We start from the raw sequence: 26209 nt of genomic DNA, 5'->3' as shown, positions 1-26209 counted from the left end.
AATCCGAGATTTCATGAGGGCTTCCCCTCTCCCGCAGAGGGGAGAGGGTTCAGCAGCTCACTCCGCCGCTTCTGCCACCGGCGCCGGCGGTGTCCACTTGAGCACCGGGCTCCTCGCCGCGCGGGTCTCGTCGAGGCGGCGGCGCGGGGCGTGGTAGGGGGCGCCGGTGAAGCGCTCCGTGTCGCCGTTCTTCGCGGCCATGGCGAGATCACGCAGCATCGCGATGAAGAGGTCGAGCGACGCCTTCGACTCGGATTCTGTCGGCTCGATCAGCATGGCGCCGTGCACCACCAGCGGGAAGTACATGGTCATCGGGTGATAGCCCTCGTCGATCATGGCCTTCGCAACATCCAGCGTGGTCACGCCCGTGTCTTTGAGCCACGCATCGTCGAACAGCACCTCGTGCATGCAGGGCTTGTTGCCGAAGGGCAGCGACATCAGGTCGGCGAGGCCCGCGCGGATGTAGTTGGCGTTGAGCACGGCATCCTCTGATGCCTGCTTCATGCCGTCCGAACCGTGCGAAAGCATGTAGGACAGCGCGCGCACATACATACCCATCTGGCCATGGAAGGCAGTCATGCGGCCGAACGGGGCGGCAGTGCCGCCAGCCTCATTGTTTTGCTCCACCAGCTCGAAGCCATCTTGGCCAGCCCGCACGAACGGCACCGGCGCGAACGGCGCGAGGCGCTCGGACAGCACCACCGGACCTGAGCCCGGACCGCCGCCGCCATGTGGCGTCGAGAAGGTCTTGTGCAGGTTGATGTGCATGGCATCGACGCCGAGATCGCCCGGCTTTGCCTTGCCCACGATGGCGTTGAAGTTGGCGCCGTCGCAGTAAAAATAGGCGCCCGCATCGTGGATCGCCTTGGCGATCTCCACGACCTGCGGTTCGAAGAGACCGCAGGTGTTGGGGTTCGTGAGCATGATCGCCGCCACGTCGGGGCCGAGGCGCTCCTTCACGTCCTCCACGTGCACCCAGCCGTCCTCGCGGGCCGGCACCGGCTTCACCTTGAAGCCGATCAGGGCGGCAGTCGCCGGGTTGGTGCCGTGCGCCGAATCGGGCACGAGCACCACGTTGCGGGTTGCGCCTTCGCCCTTGGCCTCGATGGCGGCCTTGATCGCCATCATGCCGCAGAGCTCGCCATGCGCGCCGGCCTTCGGCGAGAGCGCCACGGCGGTCATGTTGGTGAGCGTGACGAGATAGCGGCCAAGCTCGTCCATCAGCTCCAGCGCGCCCTGCACGGTGGAGACCGGCTGCAGCGGATGCACGTCCGAGAAGCCCGGCAGACGAGCCATGCGCTCGTTCAAGCGTGCGTTGTGCTTCATGGTGCAGGAGCCGAGCGGGAACAGGCCGGTGTCGATGCCGTAGTTCTGTTGGCTGAGGCGCACGTAATGGCGCATGGTCTCGGGCTCGGAGAGGCCCGGCAGACCGATGGGCTCCTTGCGCTCCAGCCCGCCGAGGCGCGGCTGGAAATCCTCCGGCTCGTCGAGATCGACGCCGGTGGTGTCGTAGCGCCCGATCTCGAACAGCAGCGGCTCGATCTGCGCCAACGCCTTATTGCCGGTGAAGGTCGGATGCGTATTGGTGCCGGCTTCTCCGGCGGAAGAGGGACGTCCCTGGCGGTTCAACATCACAGAACCTCCTTCAAGGCAGCAACAAAGGCCGCGCGATCATCATCGGTGTTCACTTCGGTGGAAGCGACGAGGAGCAGATTGTCGAGGCCGGCGCCAGGCAGGAGGCGCGACACGGGCACGCCGCCGAGCACACCCTTTTCGGCAAGACGCTCGACCACTTCGGCCGCGGGCTCTGCGAGCTTCACGGTGAACTCGTTGAAGAACGTCTTGTTGAGCACCTCGACGCCCTTCACGGAGGCCAACTGATCCGCCAGCTTCACTGCATTCGCGTGGTTGATGCGGGCGAGGCGCGAGAGGCCCGCTTCGCCGAGCAGCGTCATGTGAATGGTGAAGGCAAGCGAGCACAGGCCCGAATTGGTGCAGATGTTCGAAGTCGCCTTGTCGCGGCGGATATGCTGCTCGCGGGTGGAGAGCGTGAGCACGAAGCCACGGCTGCCATCCGCATCCACGGTCTCGCCGCAGAGGCGGCCCGGCATCTGGCGCAGGAACTTGGACTGGGTAGCGAAGAGGCCCACATAGGGCCCGCCGAAGTTCAGCGCATTGCCGATCGACTGCCCCTCGCCCACCACGATGTCGGCGCCCTGGCTGCCGGGCGACTTGATCAGGCCCAAGGACACGGCTTCCGTGAACACCGCGATCAGCAGCACGCCGTGCTGGTGCGCCTTGTCGGCGATGGGCTTCAGGTCGCGCACGTTGCCGAACACGTCCGGCGACTGAACGACGACGCAGGACACGCTGTCGTCGATCTGGGACAGGATGTCCTCGGTGCCGCCCACGTCCGGCGCCATGGTGACGACATCGTCGCTCGACATCTCGGACAGGGTCCGCACCACATCGGCATAATGCGGATGCAGGCCGCCCGAGAGCACAGCCTTGCGGCGCTTGGTGACGCGGTGCGCCATGAGCACCGCCTCGCCCGTGCCGGTGGAGCCGTCATACATGGAGGCGTTGGCCACCTCCATGCCGGTGAGCGCGGCTACTTGCGTCTGGAACTCGAAGAGGTATTGCAGCGTGCCTTGCGCGATCTCGGGCTGATACGGCGTGTAGCTCGTCAGGAACTCGGAGCGCTGGATCAGGTGATCGACGGTTGCCGGCACATGGTGCTTGTAGGCGCCGGCGCCGACGAAGAACGGCACCGACGAGGCCGGAATGTTCTTCGTGGACAGGCGGGCGAGAATGCGCTCCACGTCCAGCTCGCCCTTGCGGCGCGGCAGGTCGACCGGCTCCTTGAGGAGCAGGTTCTTCGGCACGTCGGCGAACAGCTCATCGACGTGGTTGACGCCGATGCGCGTGAGCATCTCGCTGCGGTCGGTGTCGGACAAAGGCAAATAACGCATCGGCGAAAGAACCTTGTTTGTTAATGCGAGGGAATGCCGGCCACCACGATCTCCGTGAGCACGGAATTCGCGATGAAGCATTCCTTATGGGCGAGGTGGTGCATGTCGGCGATCTGCTCAGGCGTCGGGAGCTTGTCGCCTGAGAATTCGATTGTTGGGTCTAAGGTGACTTTGGAGACGAAGAGCTTGCCGTTCTCGTTCTGCGTCATGATGCCAAGCGCCTTGTCCTCGTAACGATCGACGGTGAAGCGCTTCTTGGCGACAATCGACAGGAAGGTGAGCATGTGGCAGCTCGACAAGGCCGCTACGAAAGCCTCTTCCGGATCGACCGCATCCTCCCGCGAGAGCGGCAAGGGCACGACGGAGGGCGATGCGGAGCCGGGAACTTCGATGCCGCCATCGAAGGACCATGTATGGCCGCGGCTGTAGAGGTTGTCGGAGAAGCTCTCGTCCTCTCCCCTGGTCCAGCGGATCGTCGCCGTGTATTCGTGCGCCATGGCCGTGTTCTCTTTACGAGATCGACTTCACGAATTCCCCGTACTGCTCTTCGGTCATGAGGCCGTCGAGCTCGCTCTCGTTCGTGAGACGGATCTTCATGAACCAGCCGCGGCCGGCGGCATCCTCGTTCACCGTGCCGGGGGAGGACTCGAGCTCGCTGTTGACCTCCACCACCTCACCGGAGACGGGGGCATAGACTTCGCTTGCAGCCTTCACGCTCTCGACGACAGCCGCCTCGTCGCCTTTGGACAGAGTCTTGCCGACGCTCGGCAGCTCCACGAACACGACGTCGCCGAGTTGGCCCTGGGCGTAATCGGAAATGCCTACGATACCGGCATCGCCTTCGACACGGATGTATTCGTGATCCTTGGTGTAGCGCGTGGTCATGATGAATTCCCTCTTGATAGTGATGTCAGCGCTTGTAGCGATGGGGTGCGAACGGCATGGCCGCGACCTTGGCCGGCAGCGGCTTGCCGCGAACGATGAGATGCAGGTCCATTCCAACAGTAGACACGTCCTTCGCCACATAGCCCATGGCGACCGGGCCGCCGACCGTGGGACCGAAGCCGCCGGAGGTCACGATGCCGACCTCACGTCCATCGGGTGTGGTGATAACGCTGCCCTCGCGGGCTGGAGCGCGGCCCTCCGGCTTGATGCCGACGCGAACACGGGCGGCACCGTCCTTGATCTCGCGCTGGACGCGTTCGGCGCCCGGGAAGCCCCCCTCCTCGCGACGGCGCTTCTGGATCGACCAGATCAGGCCCGCTTCGATGGGCGACGTGGTGGGGTCGATGTCGTGGCCGTAGAGGCAGAGGCCCGCTTCGAGACGCAGCGAATCGCGCGCGCCGAGGCCGATGGCCTTCACCTCCGGATTGGCGAGGAGCGCGCGCCAGAGCTTTGCCGCATCCTCGCCCTTGCAGGAGATCTCGAAACCGTCCTCGCCCGTGTAGCCCGAGCGGGACACATGGCACCAGATGCCGTCGATCTGTACGTCGGCGGACATCATGAAGGAGAGCGCGGCGGCTTCAGGCGAAAGCTTCGCCAGAACGGCTTCCGCAGAAGGTCCCTGCAGGGCCATCAGGCCGAGGTCGTCCTTGCGGTTCAGGCTCACGCCCTTCGGCAGGCGCGCCTGGATGTGAGCGTAGTCCTGCTCCTTCATCGAGGCGTTCACGACGAGATAAAGCCACCCCTCGTGACCGGGAGCACCGACGCGGGTCACCATCAGGTCGTCGAGAATACCGCCGTCCTGGCTAAGCAATTGCGAATAGCGCTGCTGATTGGGCTTGAGGTTGAGCACATCGGCGGGGATCAGCGCCTCGAGCGCCGTGGCTACGGTCTCGTGGCTCTTGTCCTCGGCGACGAGGAAAGCCTGGCCCATATGCGAGACGTCGAACAGGCCCGCATGCTCGCGGGTCCAATTGTGCTCGGTGAGGATACCGGCAGGATACTGCACCGGCATGTCGTAGCCGGCGAACGGCACCATGCGGGCGCCAAGCGCCACATGCTCCGCGTGAAGCGGGGTTTTCAGGAGCGGCTCGTCGTTATGCGCTGGCTCGGCCATCGGTACCCCTTAAAGGTGCGCGTTCCATCGAGCCTTGCGGCCCGTTGCTCTGCGCCCCCTCTGTCCCGAGACCTGAGAGATTTCCCTAGAGGCCGAAGCCCCAGGTTACGCCCGTCGGTGGACGACGCTTTCAAACGTCGTCGCTTTCCAGAGTGCCAGCTCCCACGCGGTCCTTTGGCCTGAGCGTTTCCGGGGCGGTTGCGCCTTCGGCGCCGGACTATCAAGATGTCCGGTCTCTTCCGCGGGGATCATCGGCTGGCCTAAGCTCTGAAGAGGAATTGGCCTCCTGTCAACAAAGCAAGGCGGGCCTGTTCACCCTTTAATTGACGGCAGCTGCCTCAGGCTCCATCTTAGGGGCCATCTGTCACAGAAGGGGAGAAGCGCGGCCTGATCCGGTCAGCAGCTCCACGCATCGTTGCTCGAACTGATCATCGCTATCGCTCTCGTCGCCCTCAATGGCGTCTTCGCTCTTTCCGAACTTGCCATCGTGTCCGCCCGCCGGCCCCGCCTGAAGGCCATGGCCGAACAGGGCCGCTCGGGCGCCAGCACGGCCCTCACCCTCATGGAGGATTCGGGCCGCTTCCTCTCCACGGTCCAGATCGGCATCACCCTGGTGGGCATCCTGGCCGGCGCATTTTCGGGCGCGGCACTGGGCAGCAAACTGACGGACATCTTCTTAGGCCAGGGCATGCCCGAGGGAGCGGCCGAGCCTCTCGGCTACGGCATCGTCATCGGCATCATCACTTATCTTTCCATCGTTGTCGGCGAGCTCGTGCCCAAGCAGCTGGCCCTGCGCCATCCGGAGGGCATCGCCTGCGCCATGGCCCCGCTGATGCTGGTCGTCTCGAAGGTCGCAGCTCCCGCCGTCTGGCTCCTGAATGCCTCCACGAGCATGATCTTCAGCCTCTTCGGCACCAAGTCCGACGATTCCTCGACCGTCACCGAAGAGGAGATCAAGATGCTCGTCGGCGAGGCCGAGAGCGCCGGGGTGATCGAGGAGGAGGAGCGCCGCATGATCTCGGGCGTGCTGCGCCTCGGCGACCGGACCGTGCGCGGCCTCATGACGCCTCGAACGGACGTGGACTGGATCGACACCGAGGATAGCGAAGAGACGATCCGCCAATTGTTGATCGAGACCCCGCATTCGCGCCTGCCGGTGAGCGAGGGCACACCCGATAACGTCATCGGCGTCGTTCAGTCGCGGGAGCTTCTGGCCGCCATGCTGACTGGCCAGCCCTTGGAGATACGCAAGCACCTGCAGCAGGCGCCGGTCATCCCGGATACCCTCTACGCCCTGGACGCTTTGGCAATCCTGAGGGACGCTGAGGTCCCCATGGCCCTGGTTCATGACGAATACGGCCATTTCGAAGGGGTCGTGACCCCGGCCGATGCCCTGGAGGCCATCGTCGGCGCCTTCCGGTCCGACGGCGAGGCGCCGGAGCCGGATGCTGTCCGTCGCGAGGATGGCTCATGGCTGCTCGCCGGCTCGATGCCGGTTGACGAAATGGCCGAGATCCTCGGCGTGACCCTGCCCGAAACCCGCAGCTATCACACGGTCGGCGGCCTGGTGATCAGCGAACTGCAGCACCTGCCGACCACGGGCGAACACGTGGAGACCTTCGGCTGGCGCTTCGAGGTCATCGACCTTGACGAGCGCCGGATCGACAAGGTGCTGGCCGCTCCCCTCAACCAGAGAGCAGGCGCGGCCGTTCTTTATTGAGTTTTAGCCGCGGCGTCCCGCGGCTGCACGGGTGCCGAGACCGACCTCGATCTCGAAGCTGTCCACGGAAGCGGCCGGAACCACGATGCCCTCCTCGATAACCGAGACCGTCGTTTGGGTCTGGCCGGCCGGGATTGCGGCCGCCACCCGGCGGGAGCGGTTGGCGAAAACACTCGAGCCGTCCTTGACGACAATCTGGACCGGCACGTCATAACGGCCTGCCGAGCCTCCAGCGCCCAGGAGTGCCCGGGCCTCGACCCCGACCCTCACGAGGGTGCTGCCGTCGGGCTGTCCGACGCATTCGCGGGCGAGATCCCCCAGGGCGATCTGGCTGCGCACGGAGCCCGAGTCACCGCCGCCGATCCGGATCACCGAACCGCCGTCCATGACCTCCACGGTCGGGCAATACACATCGCGGGTCTCGGCGGCCTGACGCGGCGTCGGGGTTGCCCCTGCGGTAAGCAGCATGTCGCCCACGCCGAAGCCGCTCTCCCCCGGCGCTCCGCAGCCGGCCAAGCCGGAAACCCCAAGCACAACGAAGGCCCATCCGGCCTTGCGGTTCAATCCCTTGCTCATCACTGTCCCCCAACCCTCTCTTTATTGATTACGGAAGGGCATCGAACCCGGCCGCCAACCCGTTGAGGGACACGGGAATCCCGATCCCCTCCTCGGGCGTCTGGAAGACGATGAAGGTGGCCTGCTGACCGGTCTTCATCTGGTTGATCAGGTTGTCCTCCATCACGACTTCGGCGACACAGCCCGATGCCAGGCAGCGCACGAATCCTGCGCGGCCGATATCCGTCTGATCGATCTTCAGACCGAGCCCCGAGGGCAACAGAATACCCAGAGGCGCCACCACGCGCAGGAGGCGGCTTTTGCCGTCGGCGGTTTTCAACACGATAATCACGAGGGTGACGTTGGGGCGGTCCTCCGCAACAACGTTCTGCACCAGGGCACACTGCTCGGCAGTGGCTCCGGCGGGAGTCTCGCAGCGCATCTGCCAGTCGCCGAAGGTGTTCTTGACCATCCCCTGAGCGCCGGCGCCGCTGGCGCCGAGCAGGGCTGCCAACCCCAGGAAAGCTGCCGCGCCATGGCGAACCCATTGCGATGCGCCCATCGGTGTCTCCATTCCGTAAACCCCGTCAAAGGGTCGCGGCATGCGGCCGCTACAATCCAACTTTTGCCCGTTGGGACCATGCAAGGGGGCGCAATGTCAAGCGAGAGGGGCTATTTGGGGACCTGAAACGTTTTTTGGCGGTTATGACGCACAGTTTGGAATGCTTCTACCGTTGCGCTTGGGACAATCCTGTGGTCTTTGACGCACATCAAAGGTGATGGCGCAAGCCGGGCGCCGTTATTCGCACGCCCGCGCTGTCCCCGATGCTTTCATGGCCCTGGGCCATCACATCTTTAGGAGCTTTGGAACGCCGATGCGGATCGAGACTGGACGTCGATCGGTGACCGCCCTCTCCACGGCAGCGGTCGCACTTGTGTTGGGCATAAGTGAGGCGTGGGCCGCCGCCGGGCAGCCCTCTCCTTGGGAAACCGGCATGCAGGAGATGGTGACCGAGTTGGGACAGAGCGTGTCCAACTTCCACACCTACATTACTTGGCTCATGGCCGCGATCTGCCTTTTCGTGCTGGCGCTGCTCCTTGTGATCGTTGCGCGCTTCAATGAGAACAAGAACCCGACCCCCTCGAAGACCACCCATAACACCCTGCTCGAAGTGGCTTGGACCATCGTCCCGGTCCTGATCCTCGTGGCGATTGCCATCCCGTCCTTCCGCCTCCTGCGCGAGCAGCTCGTGCCGCCGCAGGCCGACCTGGTGGTGAAGGTGACCGGCTATTCCTGGTACTGGGGCTACGAATACCCGGCCGACCAGGGCGGCGGCTTCAAGTTCGACTCGAACATGATCACCGAGGAGAAGGACCGGAAGCCAGACCAGCCTCGCCTGCTCGGCGCGGACAACGCGATGGTTGTGCCGGTGGGCAAGGTGGTTCGCGTTCAGGTCACCTCGGCCGACGTACTCCACTCCTTCACCGTGCCGTCCTTCTACTTCAAGGTCGACGCCATTCCCGGCCGCCTGAACGAAGTCTGGTTCAAGGCCGAGCGGGAGGGCGTGTATTACGGCCAGTGCTCGGAACTCTGCGGCAACGGCCACCCCTACATGCCCATCGAAGTCCGCGTCGTGAGCGAGCAGCAATATGCCGCTTGGCTGACCGAGGCGAAGCAGCGTTATGCTTCCACGGACAGCCCGGCTCCGACCAAGTTCGCGACCGCTCAGTAATCTGAAAGAAGGACCATAGAGGTCTCATCATGGCACATGCAGCTGATGCCGCTCACGCGGATCACCACGATCACCTTCCGAGCTTCTGGCGTCGGTGGTTCTATTCCACGAACCACAAGGACATCGGTACGCTCTACATGATCTTCGGCTTTACGGCGGGCATCGTCGGCGGCCTTCTCTCCATCGGCATGCGCCTGGAACTCCAGGAGCCGGGCCTGCAGTTCTTCTCCAATCCGCAGGCCTACAACGTCTTCGTGACGGGCCACGGCCTCATCATGGTGTTTTTCATGGTGATGCCCACGCTGATCGGCGGCTTCGGCAACTGGTTCATCCCGCTCATGATCGGCGCGCCCGACATGGCCTTCCCGCGGATGAACAACATCTCGTTCTGGCTCACCGTCGCGGCCTTCGCCCTGATGCTCTGCTCGCTGTTCGTCGAGGGCGCTCCGGGCTCGCTCGGCTTCGGTGGCGGCTGGACCGTGTATCCGCCGCTCTCGACCGTCGGCCATCCGGGCCCCGCGCTCGACTTCGGCATCTTCGCCCTGCACCTGGCCGGTGCGGCGTCGATCCTGGGTGCGATCAACTTCATCACCACGATCCTCAACATGCGCGCTCCGGGCATGACGCTGCACAAGATGCCGCTGTTTGCCTGGTCCATGCTGGTGACCGCGTTCCTGCTGCTCCTGTCGCTGCCGGTTCTCGCGGGCGCGATCACGATGCTGCTCACCGACCGCAACTTCGGCACGACCTTCTTCGATCCGTCGGGCGGCGGCGACCCGGTGCTCTATCAGCACCTGTTCTGGTTCTTCGGCCATCCCGAAGTTTACATCATGATCCTGCCGGCCTTCGGCATCGTCAGCCACATCATCTCCACCTTCTCCAAGAAGCCGATCTTCGGCTATCTCGGCATGGCCTACGCCATGGTGGCGATCGGCGTAGTGGGCTTCGTCGTGTGGGCGCACCACATGTACACCGTCGGCCTCTCGCTTCAGACCCAGGCCTACTTCGTGTTCGCCACCATGGTGATCGCGGTTCCCACCGGCGTGAAGATCTTCTCGTGGATCGCCACCATGTGGGGCGGCTCCATCCGCTTCACGGCGGCCATGCAGTGGGCGGTAGGCTTCGTGTTCCTGTTTACGGTTGGCGGCGTCACCGGCGTCGTGCTGGCGAACGCTCCCGTCGACCGCTACATGCACGACACCTACTACGTGGTGGCTCACTTCCACTACGTGCTGTCTCTCGGTGCGGTCTTCGTGATCTTCGCCGGCATGTACTACTGGTTCCCGAAGATCACCGGCTACGTGATGCCCGAGTGGATCGGCAAGCTGCACTTCTGGGTCGCCTTCATCGGCTCCAACGTGCTGTTCTTCCCGATGCACTTCCTCGGCCTCTCGGGCATGCCGCGCCGCTATGCGGATTATCCGGACGCCTTCGCGGGCTGGAACCTCGTGTCCTCCATCGGCGGCTATGTGTTCTTCGCCGGTCTCTTCATCTTCATGTTCGGCGTGGTCTATGCCTTCATCCGCAAGGAAAAGGCTGCCGACAATCCGTGGGGTGAAGGTGCGACGACGCTGGAGTGGACCCTGTCCTCTCCGCCGCCGTACCACCAGTTCGAGACCCTGCCCCGCGTCATCGACACGCACCACTAAAACAGCTGAGCCGGGCGGCAAACGCCGCCCGCTCCTCCCCAGAGGGCTTGCATGAATTCAAGCCTTCCGGCGAGGAGCCGACCATCCGGAGGCCTTTTGGCCTCGTCACGGCATTTCGGATTTGTGATGAGCACCATGTCGAACTCTCTGGCCGAAACTCACGTCGAGAGCCTTGCCACAGCAGGCCTGTCGCAGGGCGACGTCTCCGACTTCTTCGCCCTGCTGAAGCCGCGTGTGATGTTTCTCGTCGTCTTCACGGCCCTCGTCGGTATGGTCGTGAGCCCATCCAACGTTCACCCGGTCGTGGCCTTCGTGTCGCTCCTGATGATCGCCGTCGGCGGAGGCGCCTCCGGTGCCCTGAACATGTGGTGGGATGCGGATATCGACGCGGTCATGACGCGCACCCGCAAGCGCCCGATTCCGGCCGGAAAGATCCAGCCCGGCGAGGCCCTGGCTTTCGGCGTGACGCTCGCCTTCGGATCGGTCATCATCCTGGGGCTCGTCAGCAACTGGCTGGCCGCGGGCCTGCTCGCCTTCACGATCTTCTTCTACGTGGTCGTCTATTCCATGTGGCTGAAGCGCACGACGCAGCAGAACATTGTCATCGGCGGCGCGGCAGGCGCCCTCCCCCCGATCGTCGCGCAGGCCGCCGTCACGGGCCATGTGGCTTTGGACAGCGTCGTGTTGTTTGCCATCATCTTCATGTGGACGCCGCCCCATTTCTGGGCGCTCGCCCTCGTGAAGTCGGGCGATTACCAGCGCGCCGGCATTCCCATGATGCCGAACGTGTCAGGCCCCGACGCCACCCGGTTCCAGATCCTCGCCTACACGATCCTTCTGGCCCCGCTGGGCATGGCTCCGGTGGCCTTAGGGTTTGGCGGCCTGGCCTATGCCATCATGTCGCTCGTCGGCGGCTTCGGCATGCTGGCGCTGGCCGTGCAGGTCTACCGCCTGCGCCAAGGCGAGCCTGCCATGCGGGTGGCCCAGCAGCTCTTCGGCTTCTCGATCCTCTATCTGTTCCTGCTCTTCGCGACCCTGCTCGTGGAACACGGCTTCGGCTTCTTCCGGCCGGTGTTCGGGTAACCCCATGGCGGATCGCAAGACGCACCAGAGCCTGACGCCCGAGGAACAGAAGCGCCGCCGCAAGCGTTCGCTCGCCCTGGCGCTCACCCTCGGGACTCTCGTGCTGCTGTTCTACGTGGTCACGATCGCGAAGCTGGGACCGGGCGTCCTGCAGCGCCCCATGTGAGGTTTGGACATGGCTGAGAATCCGCACATCCAACGCAAGATGCACCGCACGGCCTTCGCCTGTGTCGGCATCGTTGTGGGCATGGTCGGCCTCGCCTATGCGTCCGTTCCCCTCTACGACCTCTTCTGCAAAGTCACGGGGTTCGGCGGCACGCCGGTCGCCGTCGACAGCAATGGATCACAGGTGGTGAACCGGACAATCTCCGTCCGCTTCGACTCCAATGTGGCGCCTGGGCTGAACTGGCGTTTCTCGCCGGAGACGCCTGAGGTCAAGGTCAGGCTCGGCGAGACCACGACGGTTCTCTACAAGATCACCAACAAGGGCGACAAGCCGAGCACGGGCATTGCCACCTACAACGTGCAGCCTGATCTGGCCGGCACGTACTTCTCCAAGCTCGAATGCTTCTGCTTCACCGAGCAGACCCTGCAGCCGGGCGAAACTCTGGAATCTGCGGTCGTCTTCTACGTCGATCCCCGCCTGGCGGAGGATCGCGACGTGAAGGACCTTTCATCCATCACCCTTTCCTACACCTACTTCCCCTCCAAGGGGGGCAAGCCGGTGGCGGAAGTGACATCATCCACCACACCCATCTCTCAATAAGACGCGTGACAACTTAAGCGGAAACGTCTTAAAGCGAGTTCACATACGAGGCACGGAGACGACACGAAATGGCCGAGGCCCACGCCAAGAACCACGACTACCACATCCTTGAACCGAGCCCGTGGCCGCTCATCGGCGCGGTCAGCGCGTTCCTGCTGACCTCCGGGTTCGTGACCTGGTGGAAAGACATCACCATCGCCGGAATGGATCTCGGCCCTCTGGTCTTCGGCCTGGGCATCGTCGGCGTTCTCTACACCATGCTCGCCTGGTGGTCCGATGTGGTGAAGGAGGCCAATACCGGCTCGCACACCCGCGTGGTCCAGCTTCACCACCGCTACGGCATGATCATGTTCATCGCCTCCGAGGTGATGTTCTTCGCCGCCTGGTTCTGGGCCTATTTCGACGCGGCCCTCTATGCCGGCGACCCGCAGCTCTACTCGCGCATCGAGGCGCTCGGCGGCGTCTGGCCTCCGAAGGGCATCGAGACCTTCGATCCCTGGCACCTGCCGCTCCTCAACACGCTGATCCTGCTCACCTCCGGCACCACGGTCACCTGGGCGCACCATGCGCTCCTGCACAACGACCGCCAGGGTTTGAAGATGGGCCTGTGGCTCACGGTGATCCTCGGCTTCGTCTTCACCTGCGTGCAGGCCTACGAGTACAGCCACGCGGCCTTCGGGTTCAGCGGCAATATCTACGGCGCCACCTTCTTCATGGCGACGGGCTTCCACGGCGCGCACGTGGTCATCGGAACCATCTTCCTGGCCATCTGCCTGCTGCGCGCCTACCGCGGCGACTTCACGCCCCAGCAGCATCTCGGGTTCGAATTCGCGGCCTGGTACTGGCACTTCGTCGACGTGGTGTGGCTCTTCCTCTTCGCCGCCATCTATGTGTGGGGCTATGGAGGCCCTGTGGCCGGCGGCGGTCACTGACCCGTCACCGCAATCAAATCCTGCAGGGGCGGCTTCACAGCCGCCCTTCGCTTTTTCGGGGCTCCGTCACCATCTGTCGGTTAGCCCTGCCGGCCAATCTGGAGAAAAGCCGTGGCTCATGACCCGTCTGCCCCCTCGCCCATCACCACTGGCCTCAAGGGGCTATGCCCACGCTGCGGTAAGGGGCATGTGTTCAAGGGCTTCCTCACCGTGCAGCCGAAATGCGAGGTCTGCGGCCTCGACCTCGCGTTCACCGACACCGGCGACGGCCCGGCCTTCTTCGTCATGTCCTTTGTCGGCATCTTTGTCGTGGCCCTGGCGCTGTGGACCGAGTTCACCTACGAGCCGCCGATCTGGCTCCATCTCGTCATGTGGACGGTGCTCAGCATCGCCTTGAGCCTCCTCCTGGTGCGGCCGCTCAAGGGCGTTCTGATGAATCTGCAATACCACCACAAGGCCGAGGAAGGACGCTTCGAGAAGTGACTGCCTCCCGCCTGCACAAAGGCCGATCCCTCATTGTTCCGGGCCTGGCGGCCCTAGTGGCGCTTGCCATCCTGATCGGCCTGGGTACTTGGCAGCTCCAGCGCAAGGCCTGGAAGGAAGACCTGATCGCGCAGATCGAGACCCGCGCCTATGGCCAGCCCGGCGCCATCGTGCCGGAATCCGAGTGGCCCGCCTGGCGCGCGGACCAGGACGAGTTCCGAAAAGTCCGGGTGACCGGCACCTTCCTCCACGAGTTCGAAGCCCCGGTCTACGGCCTTGCTCGCGGCGAGCGGCAGGGGGCGCCGATCCAGGGCTATTACCTGATCACGCCGTTGAAGCTGGCATTAGGCGCCATCGTGATGGTCAACCGCGGCTTCGTGCCGACCGACCTGCGCGACCCTGGCACCCGCCTTGAGAGCCAGCCCGTAGGCGAAGTCACGGTCACGGGACTCGTCCGAGCGCCCGAAATTCGCACCCCATTCACGCCCGATGACACCCCTGCCCGCAACCAATGGTTCGCCCGCGATCCCCAGGCCATGGCGGCCGCCCGCAACCTCGAGCGGGTCGCCCCGTTCCTGATCGATGCCGAGGCGAGCCCTAATCCGGGCGGCTGGCCGCGAGGCGGGCAGACGCCGCTGACACTGCCGAACAGCCACCTGCAATACGCGGTTACTTGGTTTGGCATCGCGCTGACCCTGATCGGCGTCTTCACGGCCTTTGCTTGGCGGCGGCTGAAGGAAGCGAACTCAGACGAGCTGAAATTGGAAGAATAAGCCGAAGCCGAGAATGACCAGCCCGGCGCTGACGACCTTGGCGACGAACAGCCATTTGAGGAGCGCCTGCGACTCGGCCCGCCGCTCCGCCTTCTCGGCACGGCTCATATTCTCTTGAGCCTTGAACTGCTCGGCATAAAGCGAGGTCGTCATGGTGTGGCCTACGGCGCCGTCCTTCTCCAGCTCGATGCGCTGAGCCATGACGCCGATGATGAGGCCGAGAACGCCTAAGCCAATGAAGCCCGCGAGCAGGAACGCCCCCACGACGATTCCTGCCAGCACACCCACCAGGACGGGAAGCAGGATCCAGTCGATCCGTGTCATGCGCATGAACCCGGTCCTCTCTGCGGAAGGCGAGCTTGGCTTATAATCCTGTCTATTGTAGCATGTTTCCCATGTTCACGCTGCTCATGACCGTAACCCATCTCACGATGCGCCTTGCAGGGCGTACGGGAGAGGCTTTGCGCGTTTGAGTTAGCGTCGAGCATTCCTGACAAGCCCTGCGGAGACGAGCAGGGCTTCTCAAGGGTTCGGTTCGCCTCCGCCATCAAGGAGAGCGATATGGACCTGCAGCCCGAAATTCATCCACTCAGTTCCGCCGATGACATCGTCATCCGCGCGGCGCGTCCCGGCGATTGCGAAGGCATCGTGGCTCTAGGCAACATGCCCGGCTATCGCTGGGGCACCTTGCGCCTGCCCTATCAGACGCCCGAGGCCACCCGGAAATGGCTTGAGGGCATCAATCCGGCCAGCAATGTCAGCCTCGTGGTGGAGAAAGACGGCCGGATCATCGGCAACGGCGGCTTCGAGCGCCACCAGGGCCGGCGCTCGCACGTCGCCTATCTCGGTATGGGCCTGCACGACGATTTTCATGGTCGCGGCATCGGCTCCAGGCTGCTGCGCGAACTCATCATGATCGCCGACGACTGGCTGAACCTGAGGCGCATTGAACTCACGGTCTATGTGGACAACGCACCCGCCATCGCGCTCTACAAACGCAACGGTTTCGAGATCGAGGGCACGCACCGGGAATTCGCCTTCCGGGGCGGCGCCTTCGTGGATGCCTATGCGATGGCCAGGATAAAACCTTGAACTCTGCGACCGGATGCGGCTTGCCGTGTCCGGTCGCGACACCTAATGTCCGGCCGAATTTCCAGGAGATCGACATTGCTCCATGTCTCGACCCGGGGAGAAGCCCCGGCGCTCGGTTTTACTGACGCCCTGCTGACCGGCCTTGCCCGGGATGGCGGGCTCTACCTGCCGGAAAGCTGGCCGGTCCTGACGGCCGAGACGATCCGCGGCTTTGCCGGCAAGCCCTACGCCGAGGTCGCGAAAGCCGTGCTCGGACCGCTCGTCGACGGCGACATCCCTGAGGCCACGCTTGGCCGCATGATCGACGAGTCTTACGCTTCCTTCCGCCACGCCGCCGTCTGCCCGCTGACCCAGCTCGGCGACAACCTGTTCGTGCTCGAGCTTTTCCACGGCCCGACGCTGGCGTTCAAGGACGTGGCGATGCAGCTGCTCGGGCGCCTGATGGACCACGTGCTCAAGGCCCGCGGCGCCCGCGCCACAATCGTCGGCGCCACTTCGGGCGACACAGGCAGCGCGGCCGTAGAGGCCTTCAAGGGGCTCGATCAAGTCGACATCTTCATCCTCTACCCGCATGGCCGCGTCTCGGACGTGCAGCGCCGGCAGATGACGACGGTAGCCTCGCCCAACGTTCACGCGCTCGCAGTCGAGGGCACCTTCGACGATTGCCAAAATATGGTGAAGGGCATGTTCAACCATGCCCGCTTCCGCGACGAGCTGCAGCTCTCGGGCGTGAACTCCATCAACTGGGCCCGCGTGGCGGCGCAAGCGGTCTATTACTTCACCGCCGCCGTTGTGCTGGGCTCCCCTTACCGCCCGGTCTCGTTCTCCGTGCCCACCGGCAATTTCGGCGACATCCTCGCCGGCTGGGTGGCCAAGAGCATGGGCCTGCCCATTGAGCGGCTGATGATCGGCACCAACGCCAACGACATCCTGGCCCGCACGCTGGGCTCAGGCGCCTATGAGATGAAGGGCGTGCATCCCACGACCTCACCCTCCATGGACATCCAGATCTCGTCCAATTTCGAGCGCCTGCTGTTCGAGGCTTACGGTCGCGATGGCGGGGCGATCCGCCGCCTCATGGCGAGCCTCAACCAGTCCCGCGCCTTCCTGATCGACGCGGAGCCGCTGGCCCGGATCCGCCAGGAGTTTGCCGCCCAGGCTGTGAACGAGGACGATGTCATGGCAGAAATGGCCGAAACCTATCGCGGCACCGGGTATGTACTCGATCCGCACAGCGCCGTCGGCACCCGCGCCGCCCGCGCCCTGCTGAAGCAGGATCCTGAGACTCCCGTCGTGGCCCTCTCCACCGCGCATCCGGCAAAATTCCCGGACGCGGTCGAGCGCGCGACGGGCGTGCGCCCCGCACTTCCGCCGCACATGGCGGATCTGATGGGGCGTCAGGAGAGCTTCACCGTTCTTCCCAACGACCAGGCTGCGGTCGAGCGCTTCATCCGTGAGCGCGCGCGGGCGGTCAAAGGCGCTGCCGCATGAACCAGCATTTCGTCCGCGAGAAGCGGATCGACATCACCACTCTGCCCAACGGCCTGATGGTCGCCACCGAACAAATGCCCGAGATCGCGACTGCGACGCTCGGCGTCTGGGTCGGCACCGGCTCACGCCACGAACAGCCGCATGAACATGGCCTATCGCACCTCATCGAGCACATGGCGTTCAAGGGCACGGCGCGGCGCTCCGCCCGTCAGATCGCCGAGGATATCGAGAACGTAGGCGGCGACATCAACGCGGCCACCAGCGTCGAATACACGAGCTACACGGCGCGCGTTCTCGGCGAGAACGTGGACGTCGCCCTCGACGTGCTCGGCGACATTCTCATCCACTCGGCCTTCGATGCGGGCGAGCTTGCCCGCGAGAAGGGCGTGATCCTGCAGGAATACGCCGCCGTCGAGGATACGCCGGACGATCTCATCTACGACGCCTTCATGGAAACCGCCTTCGCGGGCCAAGCCGTCGGCCGCCCGATCCTCGGCACACCGGACACAATCAAGAGCATCGATGAGGCGACGATCCGCGCCTTCCTGGCGCGCGAGTACACGCCCGGCAAGATGGTGCTGGCCGCAGCCGGCGATGTGGAGCATGCCCGGATCGTCGATCTGGCCGAGCGCCTGTTCGGGGCCATGCCGGCTGTCGAGGCGCGCCAGCCCGAAGCGGGCCGCTATACCGGCGGCGAGCGTCGGATCTCGCGCAAGCTCGAACAGGCCAATCTGGTGCTGGGCCTGCCGGGACTCTCGTTCAAAGATCCGAACTACTACGCCGCACACCTCTTCGCCCACATGCTGGGCGGCGGCCTGACCTCACGGCTCTGGCACGAGGTGCGCGAGACCCGCGGCCTCGCCTATTCCATCGATTCCTTCCACTGGCCCTTCTCCGATTGCGGCCTCTTCGGCATCGGTGCCGGCACGGGCGGATCGGACGTGCGCGAACTGATGGACGTGACGCTTGCCTGCATGGTCCAGGCCACGCAGGACATCAGCGAGATCGAGCTGATCCGCGCCAAGGCCCAGATGAAGGTGGCCCTGCTCACCGCTCTGGAGACCCCGGGCGGCCGCATCGAGCGTGTCGCGCGCCAGCTCCTGTCATGGGGCCGGGTGGTCGGCAGCGAGGAAATCGTCAAGAAGGTCGATGCCCTCGAGGTGGAGCATGTGCGCGAGGCAGGACGCCGTCTGCTGCAGGGTTCCCCCACGATGGCTGCAATCGGCCCTATCAAGGCGCTGCCGTCGCTGGAGAGCATCGCCGCGGGGCTGCAGGGCTGAAATTTTTCCGCCGCATCTGCCGCAGGGGCATGGCGGCTTCTCCTCAATCCCGCCGCAAACGGGCCTCATGGCCCGTTCCAAGAACAACAATGAGTCCTGCGGACAAGTAGGGGCCTTTTCAGGCTCCGCCTTGCTCTCAAGCCTCCTGACCGGTACGAATTCCATTCCATTGTCTTAGTACCGGACGAAAGACCGAAGCATTGCGGATCGTATCTTTCGCCATAGCCCTTTTCTTGGCGACATTCCTGGGGCTCGCTTGGCCGACAGCCGGCTGGGCCGTGGAATCCGTGCGCGTCGACCCCAAGATGAAGGCCATCGACCTCACCCCGGCTATCGAGCGCTACAACTCGGACGGGGACGAGATCCGTATTTCCACGGCCCCTGGGCGCGATGGCATCGTCCGCCGCATTGCCGTGAAGGCGCGCGAGGCCGGCACCCGGCCGGACTGGATGGTCTTCGCGCTCACCAACGACACCGACGAGCAGATCGAGCGTCTCCTGGTCGCCCCGCATTTCCGCCTCACAGACTCCGGCGTGATTTGGCCCGATCTCGGGGCCACCCGTGTCGCGGCGATCACCGCCAGCCAGGGCATCCGGCCCGAGCGCGACGACGGCGAAGACGCAGACCTCTTCCTCATCACCCTGGACCCCGGCACGACCGTCACCTTCGTGGCGGAGCTGCGCTCCGACAACCTGCCCCAGGTCCATCTGTGGGATGCGGATGCCTATAAGGACCGGGTCAACGGCCTGACGCTCTACAAGGGGATCATCATCGGCATCGCGGGCCTTCTGGCCCTGTTCCTCACCATCGTGTTCGTGGTGAAGGGCGCCCTGATCTTCCCGGCGGCCGCGGCCCTTGCCTGGGCGGTGCTCGCCTATGCCTGCATCGATTTCGGCTTCTTCCAGCGCGTCTTCCCGATCACGGAAGCCACCGAGCAGATCTACCGTGCCGGCGCCGAGGCGGTGCTTGCGGCAACGCTCCTCGTCTTCCTGTTCGCCTATCTCAACCTCAACCGCTGGCACGTGCGCTACAGCCACGTCACGGCGTTCTGGCTCCTGTTCCTCGGGGGGCTGGTGGCACTTGCCATCGTCGATCCTCCGGTCGCCTCGGGCGTGGCGCGCATGTCGATTGCCGCCGTGGCCGGTATCGGCTTCGTGCTCGTGATCCATCTGGCGACGCACGGCTACGACCGGGCCGTGATGCTCGTGCCCACCTGGCTGCTGCTGGTGGCCTGGGTGACGGCGGCGAGCTTCACCGTGGTGGGTCAGCTCTCCTCCGATCTCGTTCCCCCTGCCCTCGTCGGCGGCCTTGTCTTGGTGGTCATGCTCATCGGTTTCACGGTCATGCAGCATGCCTTCGCGGGCGGCGGCTTCGCTCGCGGCTTCGTCAACGACACGGAACGCCGGGCGCTGGCGCTCACGGGGGCCGGCGACATCGTGTTCGACTGGGACGTGATCTCGGACAACATCTTCGTCAGCCCCGAGGTCGAGCATCAGCTCGGTCTCAAGCGCGGCTCGCTGGAGGGCCCGGCCTCCGCCTGGCTCGAGCTGATCCATCCCTTCGACAAGGACCGCTACCGGCTTGGCCTCGATGCGGTCATCGAGCAGCGCCGCGGCCGCCTGACCCAGGATTTCCGCCTGCGCTCGTCCGCCGGCGCGCACAACTGGTTCCGCCTCAAAGCCCGCCCGGTGATCGGCTCGGACGGCGAGGTGCTGCGCATCGTTGGCACCCTGGCAGACGTGATGGACAGCAAGACCGCGGAAGAGCGCCTGCTGCACGATGCCGTGCATGACAATCTCACGAGCCTGCCGAACCGGCAGCTCTTCTATGATCGCCTGGAGTCGGCCCTCACCTTCGCCAGCCAGGACGATTCCTTACGCCCGACCGTCGTGGTCATCGACATAGACAAGCTGAAGGACGCCAATGCCAGTGCCGGCTATGCCGCCGGCGACTCGATCCTGCTGACCCTGTCCCGACGGCTGAGCCGCCTGCTGAAGCCCCAGGACACGCTTTCCCGCATATCGGGCGACGAATTCGCGATCATTCTGTTGTCCGAGCGGGAGACCGACCGCATCATCTCCTTCGCCGACATGGTCCGGCGCGTGGTGACGACGCCGTTCACTTATTCAGAGCGGGAGTTCTTCCTCACCGCTTCCATCGGCATCGCGCTCCATGATCCGCAGATCGCCGCGCGGCGCGAGGAGGTGTTGCGCAACGCCGAGATCGCCATGGCCCATGCGCGGCGCAACGGCGGCGACCGGATCGAGGTGTTCCGGCCCACCATGCGCTCTGACCGCAGCGATCATTTCACGATGGAATCCGACCTTCGTCACGCCCTCGACCGAGGCGAGATGAAGGTGCTGTTCAAGCCGATCGTGCGCCTCGAAGACCGGACCATCGCTGGCTTCGAGTCGATGCTGCGCTGGGATCACCCACGGCTCGGACGCGTCGGACCTGAGGATTTCATGTCGATTGCCGAGGAGACCGGCCTCATCGTCAAGCTGAGCGTCTTCCTGCTCGAGCAGACCGGCCGTGAACTGGCCGCGTGGCAGAACGCGCTCGAGGTGGAGCCACCGATCTTCGCCAGCGTGAACATGTCGAGCCATCACTTGCTGCGACACGACCTGCTGCAGGATGTGAAAACCGTGATCGCCCGCTCAGGCGTCATTCCCGGCACGCTCAAGCTCGAGATGACGGAAAGCCTCGTGATGGAAAATCCGGAATACTCGGCCCAGATGCTCTCGCGCCTGCGCGATCTCGGCGCCGGCCTGTCGCTCGACGATTTCGGAACAGGCTATTCCGCCCTTGCCTACCTGCAGCGCTTCCCGTTCGACACGATCAAAGTGGACGAGTCCTTCGTGCGCCAGATGGCGGGCGGAAGGCCTGTCATCCTGCGCTCCATCGTCAAGATGGCGCACGAGCTTGGCATGGAGATCGTGGCGGAAGGCGCGGAGAGTGAATCCGAGGCAATCGAGCTCTACCAGCTCGGCTGCGAATATGCACAGGGGCCCGTCTTCGGCGAGCCGATGTCCAAGCTTCAAGCACGCCAGCTGGTGGGAGCTGCTCCCGCGGCGGCCTGATAGCCCGCAATGCCTGATCAGGCGTGGCCGGCCTCCATGGAGAGCATAGCCGGCTCGATCCCGATGCGGCGCAGAGCCATCTCGTAGCGCACATCTGCGGCCGTGTTGAAGACGATCTCCGCATCGGCCGGGGTGTTAAGCCAGCCGTTGGCCTGCAGCTCCGTCTCCAGCTGGCCCGCGCCCCAGCCGGCATAGCCCAGCGCCAGGACGGCGTTCTCAGGGCCACGACCAGCCGCGATGGCGCGCAGGATGTCGATGGTAGCCGTCAGGCAGATGCCGTCGTCGATGGGCAGGGTCGACTGAGCGAGGTGGAAGTCCGGCGAGTGGAGAACGAAGCCGCGGCTCGTCTCCACCGGCCCGCCCATCAGGACCTGCATGTTTCCGACCTTCTGCGGCAGGCGGATGCGCTCCATCTCGGGCACGATCTCGAGCTGAACCAGGAGGTCCGGCATGGTCACGTTGGCGGCAGGCCGGTTGAGGATAATGCCCATCGCTCCCTCTGCCGAGTGGGCGCAGATGAAGATGACGGCCCTGGCGAAACGTTCGTCCATCATCCCTGGCATCGCCACGAGAAGCTGCCCGTCGAGGTAAGTTGAATCAGTGCCGTATGGTGGAAGGTGAGAGCCCATATCCTACAATCTGCCTTGCCGGGCTTGCCCGCCCGATCACAGGATCGTGGATGGCAGACCCGAGAATAAACGCATAAGTGAAGTGCCTCAGGGAGGCGTCAGTTCCATGGCATCCATGTTCCGCGCCGCTTCGGTCGCGTTTTTTTGTGTATTGTCCTTTGCCGCAGCCATCGCGCAGCCCGTCAAGCCTTCCGCCTCGACCCAAGGGTTCCATTCCCGTGCCCGCCTGATAGGTGGAGGCCGGCAGGGAGAGCATTGGCTCGCCGGAGTCGAGATCACCCTCGACCAAGGTTTTAAGACGTACTGGCGCAACCCGGGCGACTCAGGGCTGCCACCACGGTTCGACTGGTCGGGCTCGGAGAACGTGGCCAGCACCGTGGTTCGGTGGCCTGCCCCCAAGAGATATGAGGATGCGGCAGGGGTCGCCTATGTCTACGGCAAGCAGGCGGTCCTCCCCGTCTTCGTGAAGGCCAAGGATCCGACCAAACCCATCAAGCTCGTCCTGGCGCTGGAATACGGGGTCTGCAAGGACATCTGCATCCCGGCCCATGCGGATCTCACCTTGGATCTCACCGGCGCTGATTCCGAGCGCAAGGCCATCGAGATGGCCCTGGCCAAGGTTCCCCTCCCTCAGCCCCTGGGAGCCCAGGCCGACCTGTCGATCGCCTCCGTTACCCCCCTCACCCAGGACAAGCCGGCCTTCTCAATCACGACCCGCGCGCCGTCCGGCACGAAGCCTGCTCTCTTCCCTGAAGGGCCGGAGAACTGGTTCCTCTCCGTCTCCCATCCCGCCGACGGCGATCGCTTCACCGTCACGGTGGAGGAGAAGCCGAAGGACGCCTCGGGTCCCGTCCCTCTGCGCCTGACGCTGGTGGCCGGGGGCAAGGCCGTCGAGACGGAAGTGAGCCTCGACGCGAGCGGGCAGCCGCGCTAGGGATAAAGCATTCAACAGCATAGCTTTGGAGAACCTGCCCATGCCCATTCAGGTCGGCGAACGCCTGCCCCAAGTCACCTTCCGCGTCATGACGCCCGACGGACCCGTGGCGAAGACCACGGACGATCTCTTTAAAGGCCGGAAGGTCGTTCTCGTCGCCGTCCCCGGTGCCTTCACTCCCACCTGCCACCGCAACCACCTGCCGGGCTATGTGCAGAAGAAGGACGAGATCCGGGCCAAGGGCGTCGATGCAATCCTTGTAACTTCTGTCAACGACGTCTTCGTGCTCGAAGCCTGGGGCAAGGCCTCTGAAGCTGAAGGCATCGAGTTCCTATCCGATGGCAACGCGGATTTCGCCAAGGCCATCGGCCTGTCCATGGACGGTGCGGGCTTCGGCCTCGGCACCCGCTCGCAGCGCTATTCCATGGTGGTCGAGGACGGTGTGGTGCAGGCGCTGAACGTGGAGGATGCCCCCTCCAAGGCTCAGCATTCCGGCGCCGAGAACCTCCTGAAGGATCTCTGATAATTAGCAGTCGGAGGGCTAAACGCTGGCCCTTCGGCCCTGCTTCTTGAACGGCTGCATCGCCGCGACCGCCAGTTCGTCGACGCGGATGTTGATCGGATCGTCGGCGTGTCCCTTGACCCAGTGCCAGGCGACGTCGTGGCGGGAGGCCGCCTCATCCAACTCCCGCCAGAGATCCTCGTTCTTCACCGGTTTGTTGTCGGCGGTGCGCCAGCCGCGCCGCTTCCAGTTGTGCATCCATTGGGTGATGCCCTGGCGCACATACTGAGAATCTGTGAACAGATCGACCGCGCAGGGGCGCTTGAGGGCGTTCAGACCCTCGATGGCGGCGCGGATCTCCATGCGGTTGTTGGTGGTGTGCGCCTCCCCGCCGGAAACTTCCTTCTCACGTCCATTGAAGAACAGAATCGCGCCCCAGCCGCCCGGTCCGGGATTTCCGGAGCAGGCGCCGTCCGTATAGATCATCACGCGTTCAGACCCGCTCATGCCTCAAGCCCGTATTCGCGCGCATGCTTCACGTGGCGGTGGAAGTTGAGCTTGCGGTCGTACTCAAGCGGATCCTTGGGCTTCACCAGCGCGCCCGGCGGCACGTTGAGCCAGTCGACCAGCCGGGTCAGCATGAAACGCATGGCCGAGCCGCGGCAAAGAGTCGGCAGGGCCTCGATCTCGTCCCCATCGAGCCGGCGGACGGCCTGATAGCCGGCCAGCATCGCCTGGCCCTTGGTGAGATTGAACGAGCCGTCGATCTCGAAGCACCAGGCATTGAGGCAGATGGCGACGTCATACGCGAAGGCATCCGTGCAGGCGAAATAGAAATCGATCAACCCTGAGACCTCCGGGCCGATGAAGAACACATTGTCGGTGAAAAGGTCCGCATGAATGATGCCGCTGGGCAGGCCGCGCGGCCAGGAAGCCTCAAGACTCGCCAGTTCCCGCCGCGTCCGATCGGCAAGACCCGAGGATACCGTGTCGGCCTGGACCTCGGCCTGAGCGAAAAGCGGCGCCCAGGCTTCCAGCGACAGAGCGTTGGGCCGATGCCCATCGAAATCCCGACCCGCCAGATGCAGCTTCGCCAAGGCGGCCCCGAGGGCCCCGCAATGCTGGGCCGTAGGACGGCGAACCGCGATGCCTTCCAGAAACGTGATGATGACGGCGGGCCGCCCGGCAACCCGACCCAAGGGCTCGCCTCGCCGATTGTTGACCGGCAACGGGCAGTTCAGCCCCTTGCGGGCCAGATGCTGCATCAAGCCGAGGAAGAAGGGCAGATCGGCCTCCCGCACCCGCTTCTCGTAGAGGGTCAGGATGTAGGAGCCCTTGGTGGTGTGGAGGAAATAATTGGTGTTCTCCACGCCCTCGGCGATGCCCTTGTAGGAGAGCACCGTGCCGATGTCGTAGGTTTCGAGAAACGCCGACAGCTCCTCGTCGCTGACTTCCGTATAGACCGCCACCTTTTACTCCGCCGCCTGCTCACGCAACTCGCGCGGCAAAGGAAAGAACACGCTCTCGTCCGCCGTCGACACGCTCTCGACGGAGACCGCGTAGCGCTCGGCGAAAGCGTCGATGATCTCCTCCACCAGAATCTCGGGCGCCGAGGCGCCGGCCGTGATGCCGAGGCTTCGAATGTTGCCGTACAGGCTCCAGTCGATGTCTTCGGCCCGCAGGATCAGGCGGACGACGGGGCAGCCCTCCCGCTCGGCGACCTCACGCAGGCGCTGCGAGTTGGAGGAGTTGGGCGAGCCCACCACGATCATGGCATCGACCTGCGGGGCTACCCGCTTGACGGCGCCCTGCCGGTTGGTGGTGGCGTAGCAGATGTCTTCCTTGTGCGGCCCGACGATAGCGGGGAAGCGCCCTTTGAGGGCATCCACCATGTCCTGCGTGTCGTCGACGGACAGGGTCGTCTGCGTCACGAATGCTAGATTGTCGGGATCCGCCGGCTGGAGCCGGGCGATGTCGTCCGCGGTCTCGACCAGGGTGACGGCCCCTTCGGGGAGCTGGCCCATGGTGCCGACGACCTCGGGATGGCCCGTATGGCCGATCAGGATGATGTGGCGGCCCCGCTTGTGATGGACCTGCGCCTCGCGGTGAACCTTGGTTACCAGCGGACAGGTGGCGTCGATGGCAAACAGATTGCGGGCTTGGGCCGCCTCCGGCACGGATTTCGCAACCCCGTGGGCCGAGAAGATGACTGGCGCCTCGGTGTCCGGCACCTCATCGAGTTCCCGGACGAAGACCGCGCCTTTCCGCTTCAGGTTTTCCACCACGTATTTGTTGTGCACGATCTCGTGGCGCACATAGACCGGTGCCCCATGGAGTGCGAGGGCCTTCTCGACGGCATCGATGGCACGAACGACCCCGGCGCAGAAGCCGCGCGGGGCACAGAGCAGAATGTCGAGGGGTGGCTTCGTCATGATGAGGCGATGTGGCGAGACCGGACCCTTCCTGTCAAGCGGGA

General features: G+C 64.5%; 27 protein-coding genes and 1 riboswitch. Of the genes, 15 read left to right on the top strand and 12 right to left on the bottom strand.

All coding sequences use genetic code 11. The features are described 5' to 3' along the window. Positions 1-57: 57 nt before the first annotated feature. The 5 genes from gcvPB to gcvT are packed head-to-tail and all read right to left on the bottom strand — an operon-like array spanning position 58 to position 5031. Positions 58-1632 (bottom strand): aminomethyl-transferring glycine dehydrogenase subunit GcvPB, encoded by a 1575-nt coding sequence (gcvPB, locus tag VB618_RS00380; protein WP_329794507.1) that lies wholly within the window; start codon positions 1630-1632, stop codon positions 58-60. Continuing rightward, entirely contained in the window at positions 1632-2972 is a 1341-nt protein-coding gene (gene gcvPA, locus VB618_RS00375; protein WP_329794506.1) for an aminomethyl-transferring glycine dehydrogenase subunit GcvPA, read from the bottom strand. Before gcvPA ends, gcvPB begins: the two co-directional genes overlap by 1 nt. 20 nt (positions 2973-2992) lie before the next feature. Next, positions 2993-3469, bottom strand: a complete 477-nt coding sequence (locus tag VB618_RS00370; RefSeq protein WP_329794505.1) for an OsmC family protein — start codon at positions 3467-3469, stop codon at positions 2993-2995. Positions 3470-3482: 13 nt separating this feature from the next. After that, positions 3483-3857, bottom strand: coding sequence for a glycine cleavage system protein GcvH (gene gcvH, locus VB618_RS00365; RefSeq protein ID WP_329794504.1), 375 nt, complete (start codon positions 3855-3857; stop codon positions 3483-3485). A gap of 25 nt (positions 3858-3882) precedes the next feature. Further along, positions 3883-5031 (bottom strand): glycine cleavage system aminomethyltransferase GcvT, encoded by a 1149-nt coding sequence (gcvT, locus tag VB618_RS00360; RefSeq protein WP_329794503.1) that lies wholly within the window; start codon positions 5029-5031, stop codon positions 3883-3885. Positions 5032-5188: 157 nt separating this feature from the next. After that, positions 5189-5283, bottom strand: a riboswitch (glycine riboswitch). Positions 5284-5446: 163 nt separating this feature from the next. Here gcvT and VB618_RS00355 point away from each other — a divergent pair. Continuing rightward, complete coding sequence (locus VB618_RS00355) at positions 5447-6751, top strand: hemolysin family protein (protein ID WP_329794502.1); 1305 nt, start codon at positions 5447-5449, stop codon at positions 6749-6751. 3 nt (positions 6752-6754) lie between these two features. Here the strand turns inward: VB618_RS00355 and VB618_RS00350 are convergent, their stop codons facing one another. Both VB618_RS00350 and VB618_RS00345 read right to left on the bottom strand, forming a co-directional pair. Continuing rightward, the gene (locus VB618_RS00350; RefSeq protein WP_329794501.1) at positions 6755-7327 is read right to left on the bottom strand and encodes a hypothetical protein; all 573 of its coding nucleotides are present in this window, start codon (positions 7325-7327) and stop codon (positions 6755-6757) included. 28 nt (positions 7328-7355) lie between these two features. Continuing rightward, positions 7356-7868, bottom strand: a complete 513-nt coding sequence (locus VB618_RS00345) for an invasion associated locus B family protein (protein WP_329794500.1) — start codon at positions 7866-7868, stop codon at positions 7356-7358. Positions 7869-8181: 313 nt separating this feature from the next. Here VB618_RS00345 and coxB point away from each other — a divergent pair, with 313 nt between their 5' ends. The 8 genes from coxB (at position 8182) to VB618_RS00305 (ending at position 14725) form a co-directional block, all read left to right on the top strand. Continuing rightward, a complete protein-coding gene (gene coxB / locus VB618_RS00340; RefSeq protein ID WP_329794499.1) occupies positions 8182-9039 on the top strand; it encodes a cytochrome c oxidase subunit II in 858 nt (285 codons plus the stop codon). Positions 9040-9068: 29 nt separating this feature from the next. After that, entirely contained in the window at positions 9069-10688 is a 1620-nt protein-coding gene (gene ctaD / locus VB618_RS00335; protein ID WP_329794498.1) for a cytochrome c oxidase subunit I, read from the top strand. Positions 10689-10814: 126 nt separating this feature from the next. Next, entirely contained in the window at positions 10815-11771 is a 957-nt protein-coding gene (locus tag VB618_RS00330) for a heme o synthase (RefSeq protein ID WP_329794497.1), read from the top strand. A gap of 4 nt (positions 11772-11775) precedes the next feature. Further along, positions 11776-11937, top strand: a complete 162-nt coding sequence (locus tag VB618_RS00325) for a hypothetical protein (protein WP_329794496.1) — start codon at positions 11776-11778, stop codon at positions 11935-11937. 9 nt (positions 11938-11946) lie between these two features. Beyond that, complete coding sequence (locus VB618_RS00320) at positions 11947-12537, top strand: cytochrome c oxidase assembly protein (RefSeq protein ID WP_329794495.1); 591 nt, start codon at positions 11947-11949, stop codon at positions 12535-12537. Positions 12538-12605: 68 nt separating this feature from the next. Beyond that, entirely contained in the window at positions 12606-13469 is an 864-nt protein-coding gene (locus tag VB618_RS00315; RefSeq protein WP_329794494.1) for a cytochrome c oxidase subunit 3, read from the top strand. A gap of 111 nt (positions 13470-13580) precedes the next feature. After that, the gene (locus VB618_RS00310) at positions 13581-13952 is read left to right on the top strand and encodes a DUF983 domain-containing protein (RefSeq protein WP_329794493.1); all 372 of its coding nucleotides are present in this window, start codon (positions 13581-13583) and stop codon (positions 13950-13952) included. Then, positions 13949-14725 carry an SURF1 family protein gene (locus tag VB618_RS00305; RefSeq protein ID WP_329794492.1) on the top strand — a complete coding sequence of 259 codons (777 nt, stop codon included), beginning with the start codon at positions 13949-13951 and terminating at the stop codon, positions 14723-14725. The genes VB618_RS00310 and VB618_RS00305 overlap by 4 nt, the downstream gene beginning before the upstream one ends. On the opposite strand, the gene VB618_RS00300 is transcribed toward VB618_RS00305, so the two are convergent. Further along, on the bottom strand, positions 14699-15055 hold the full coding sequence (locus VB618_RS00300) for a hypothetical protein (protein ID WP_329794491.1): 357 nt from the start codon (positions 15053-15055) through the stop codon (positions 14699-14701). The genes VB618_RS00305 and VB618_RS00300 overlap by 27 nt on opposite strands. Before the next feature lie 231 nt (positions 15056-15286). Here VB618_RS00300 and VB618_RS00295 point away from each other — a divergent pair, with 231 nt between their 5' ends. From VB618_RS00295 to VB618_RS00280, 4 genes are all read left to right on the top strand, one after another. Continuing rightward, a complete protein-coding gene (locus VB618_RS00295) occupies positions 15287-15817 on the top strand; it encodes a GNAT family N-acetyltransferase (protein ID WP_329794490.1) in 531 nt (176 codons plus the stop codon). Between the two features lie 75 nt (positions 15818-15892). Then, positions 15893-17308: a threonine synthase gene (gene thrC, locus VB618_RS00290; protein ID WP_329794489.1), complete on the top strand. Its 1416-nt coding sequence runs from the start codon at positions 15893-15895 to the stop codon at positions 17306-17308. After that, a complete protein-coding gene (locus VB618_RS00285) occupies positions 17305-18588 on the top strand; it encodes a M16 family metallopeptidase (RefSeq protein ID WP_329794488.1) in 1284 nt (427 codons plus the stop codon). Before thrC ends, VB618_RS00285 begins: the two co-directional genes overlap by 4 nt. 200 nt (positions 18589-18788) lie before the next feature. Continuing rightward, positions 18789-21668 (top strand): EAL domain-containing protein, encoded by a 2880-nt coding sequence (locus VB618_RS00280; RefSeq protein WP_442931600.1) that lies wholly within the window; start codon positions 18789-18791, stop codon positions 21666-21668. Positions 21669-21685: 17 nt separating this feature from the next. On the opposite strand, the gene VB618_RS00275 is transcribed toward VB618_RS00280, so the two are convergent. Further along, entirely contained in the window at positions 21686-22297 is a 612-nt protein-coding gene (locus VB618_RS00275) for a YqgE/AlgH family protein (protein WP_329794487.1), read from the bottom strand. A gap of 106 nt (positions 22298-22403) precedes the next feature. Between VB618_RS00275 and VB618_RS00270 the strand changes: the two genes are divergently transcribed. Continuing rightward, positions 22404-23231 carry a protein-disulfide reductase DsbD domain-containing protein gene (locus VB618_RS00270; RefSeq protein ID WP_329794486.1) on the top strand — a complete coding sequence of 276 codons (828 nt, stop codon included), beginning with the start codon at positions 22404-22406 and terminating at the stop codon, positions 23229-23231. Positions 23232-23271: 40 nt separating this feature from the next. Continuing rightward, complete coding sequence (locus VB618_RS00265; protein WP_329794485.1) at positions 23272-23754, top strand: peroxiredoxin; 483 nt, start codon at positions 23272-23274, stop codon at positions 23752-23754. Between the two features lie 18 nt (positions 23755-23772). Here VB618_RS00265 and rnhA read toward each other — a convergent pair whose 3' ends face one another. From rnhA to ispH, 3 genes are read right to left on the bottom strand one after another with little or no spacing between them, the layout of a single operon-like run. After that, a complete protein-coding gene (gene rnhA / locus VB618_RS00260; protein WP_329794484.1) occupies positions 23773-24240 on the bottom strand; it encodes a ribonuclease HI in 468 nt (155 codons plus the stop codon). Then, positions 24237-25202, bottom strand: coding sequence for a homoserine kinase (locus VB618_RS00255; protein WP_329794483.1), 966 nt, complete (start codon positions 25200-25202; stop codon positions 24237-24239). Before VB618_RS00255 ends, rnhA begins: the two co-directional genes overlap by 4 nt. A gap of 3 nt (positions 25203-25205) precedes the next feature. Continuing rightward, a complete protein-coding gene (gene ispH / locus VB618_RS00250) occupies positions 25206-26165 on the bottom strand; it encodes a 4-hydroxy-3-methylbut-2-enyl diphosphate reductase (RefSeq protein ID WP_329794482.1) in 960 nt (319 codons plus the stop codon). Between the last annotated feature and the right edge of the window lie 44 nt (positions 26166-26209).

The sequence above is a fragment of the Microvirga sp. CF3062 genome (assembly GCF_036314045.1).
Taxonomy (GTDB): domain Bacteria; phylum Pseudomonadota; class Alphaproteobacteria; order Rhizobiales; family Beijerinckiaceae; genus Microvirga.
This window is presented reverse-complemented; position numbering and strand designations above follow the sequence as displayed.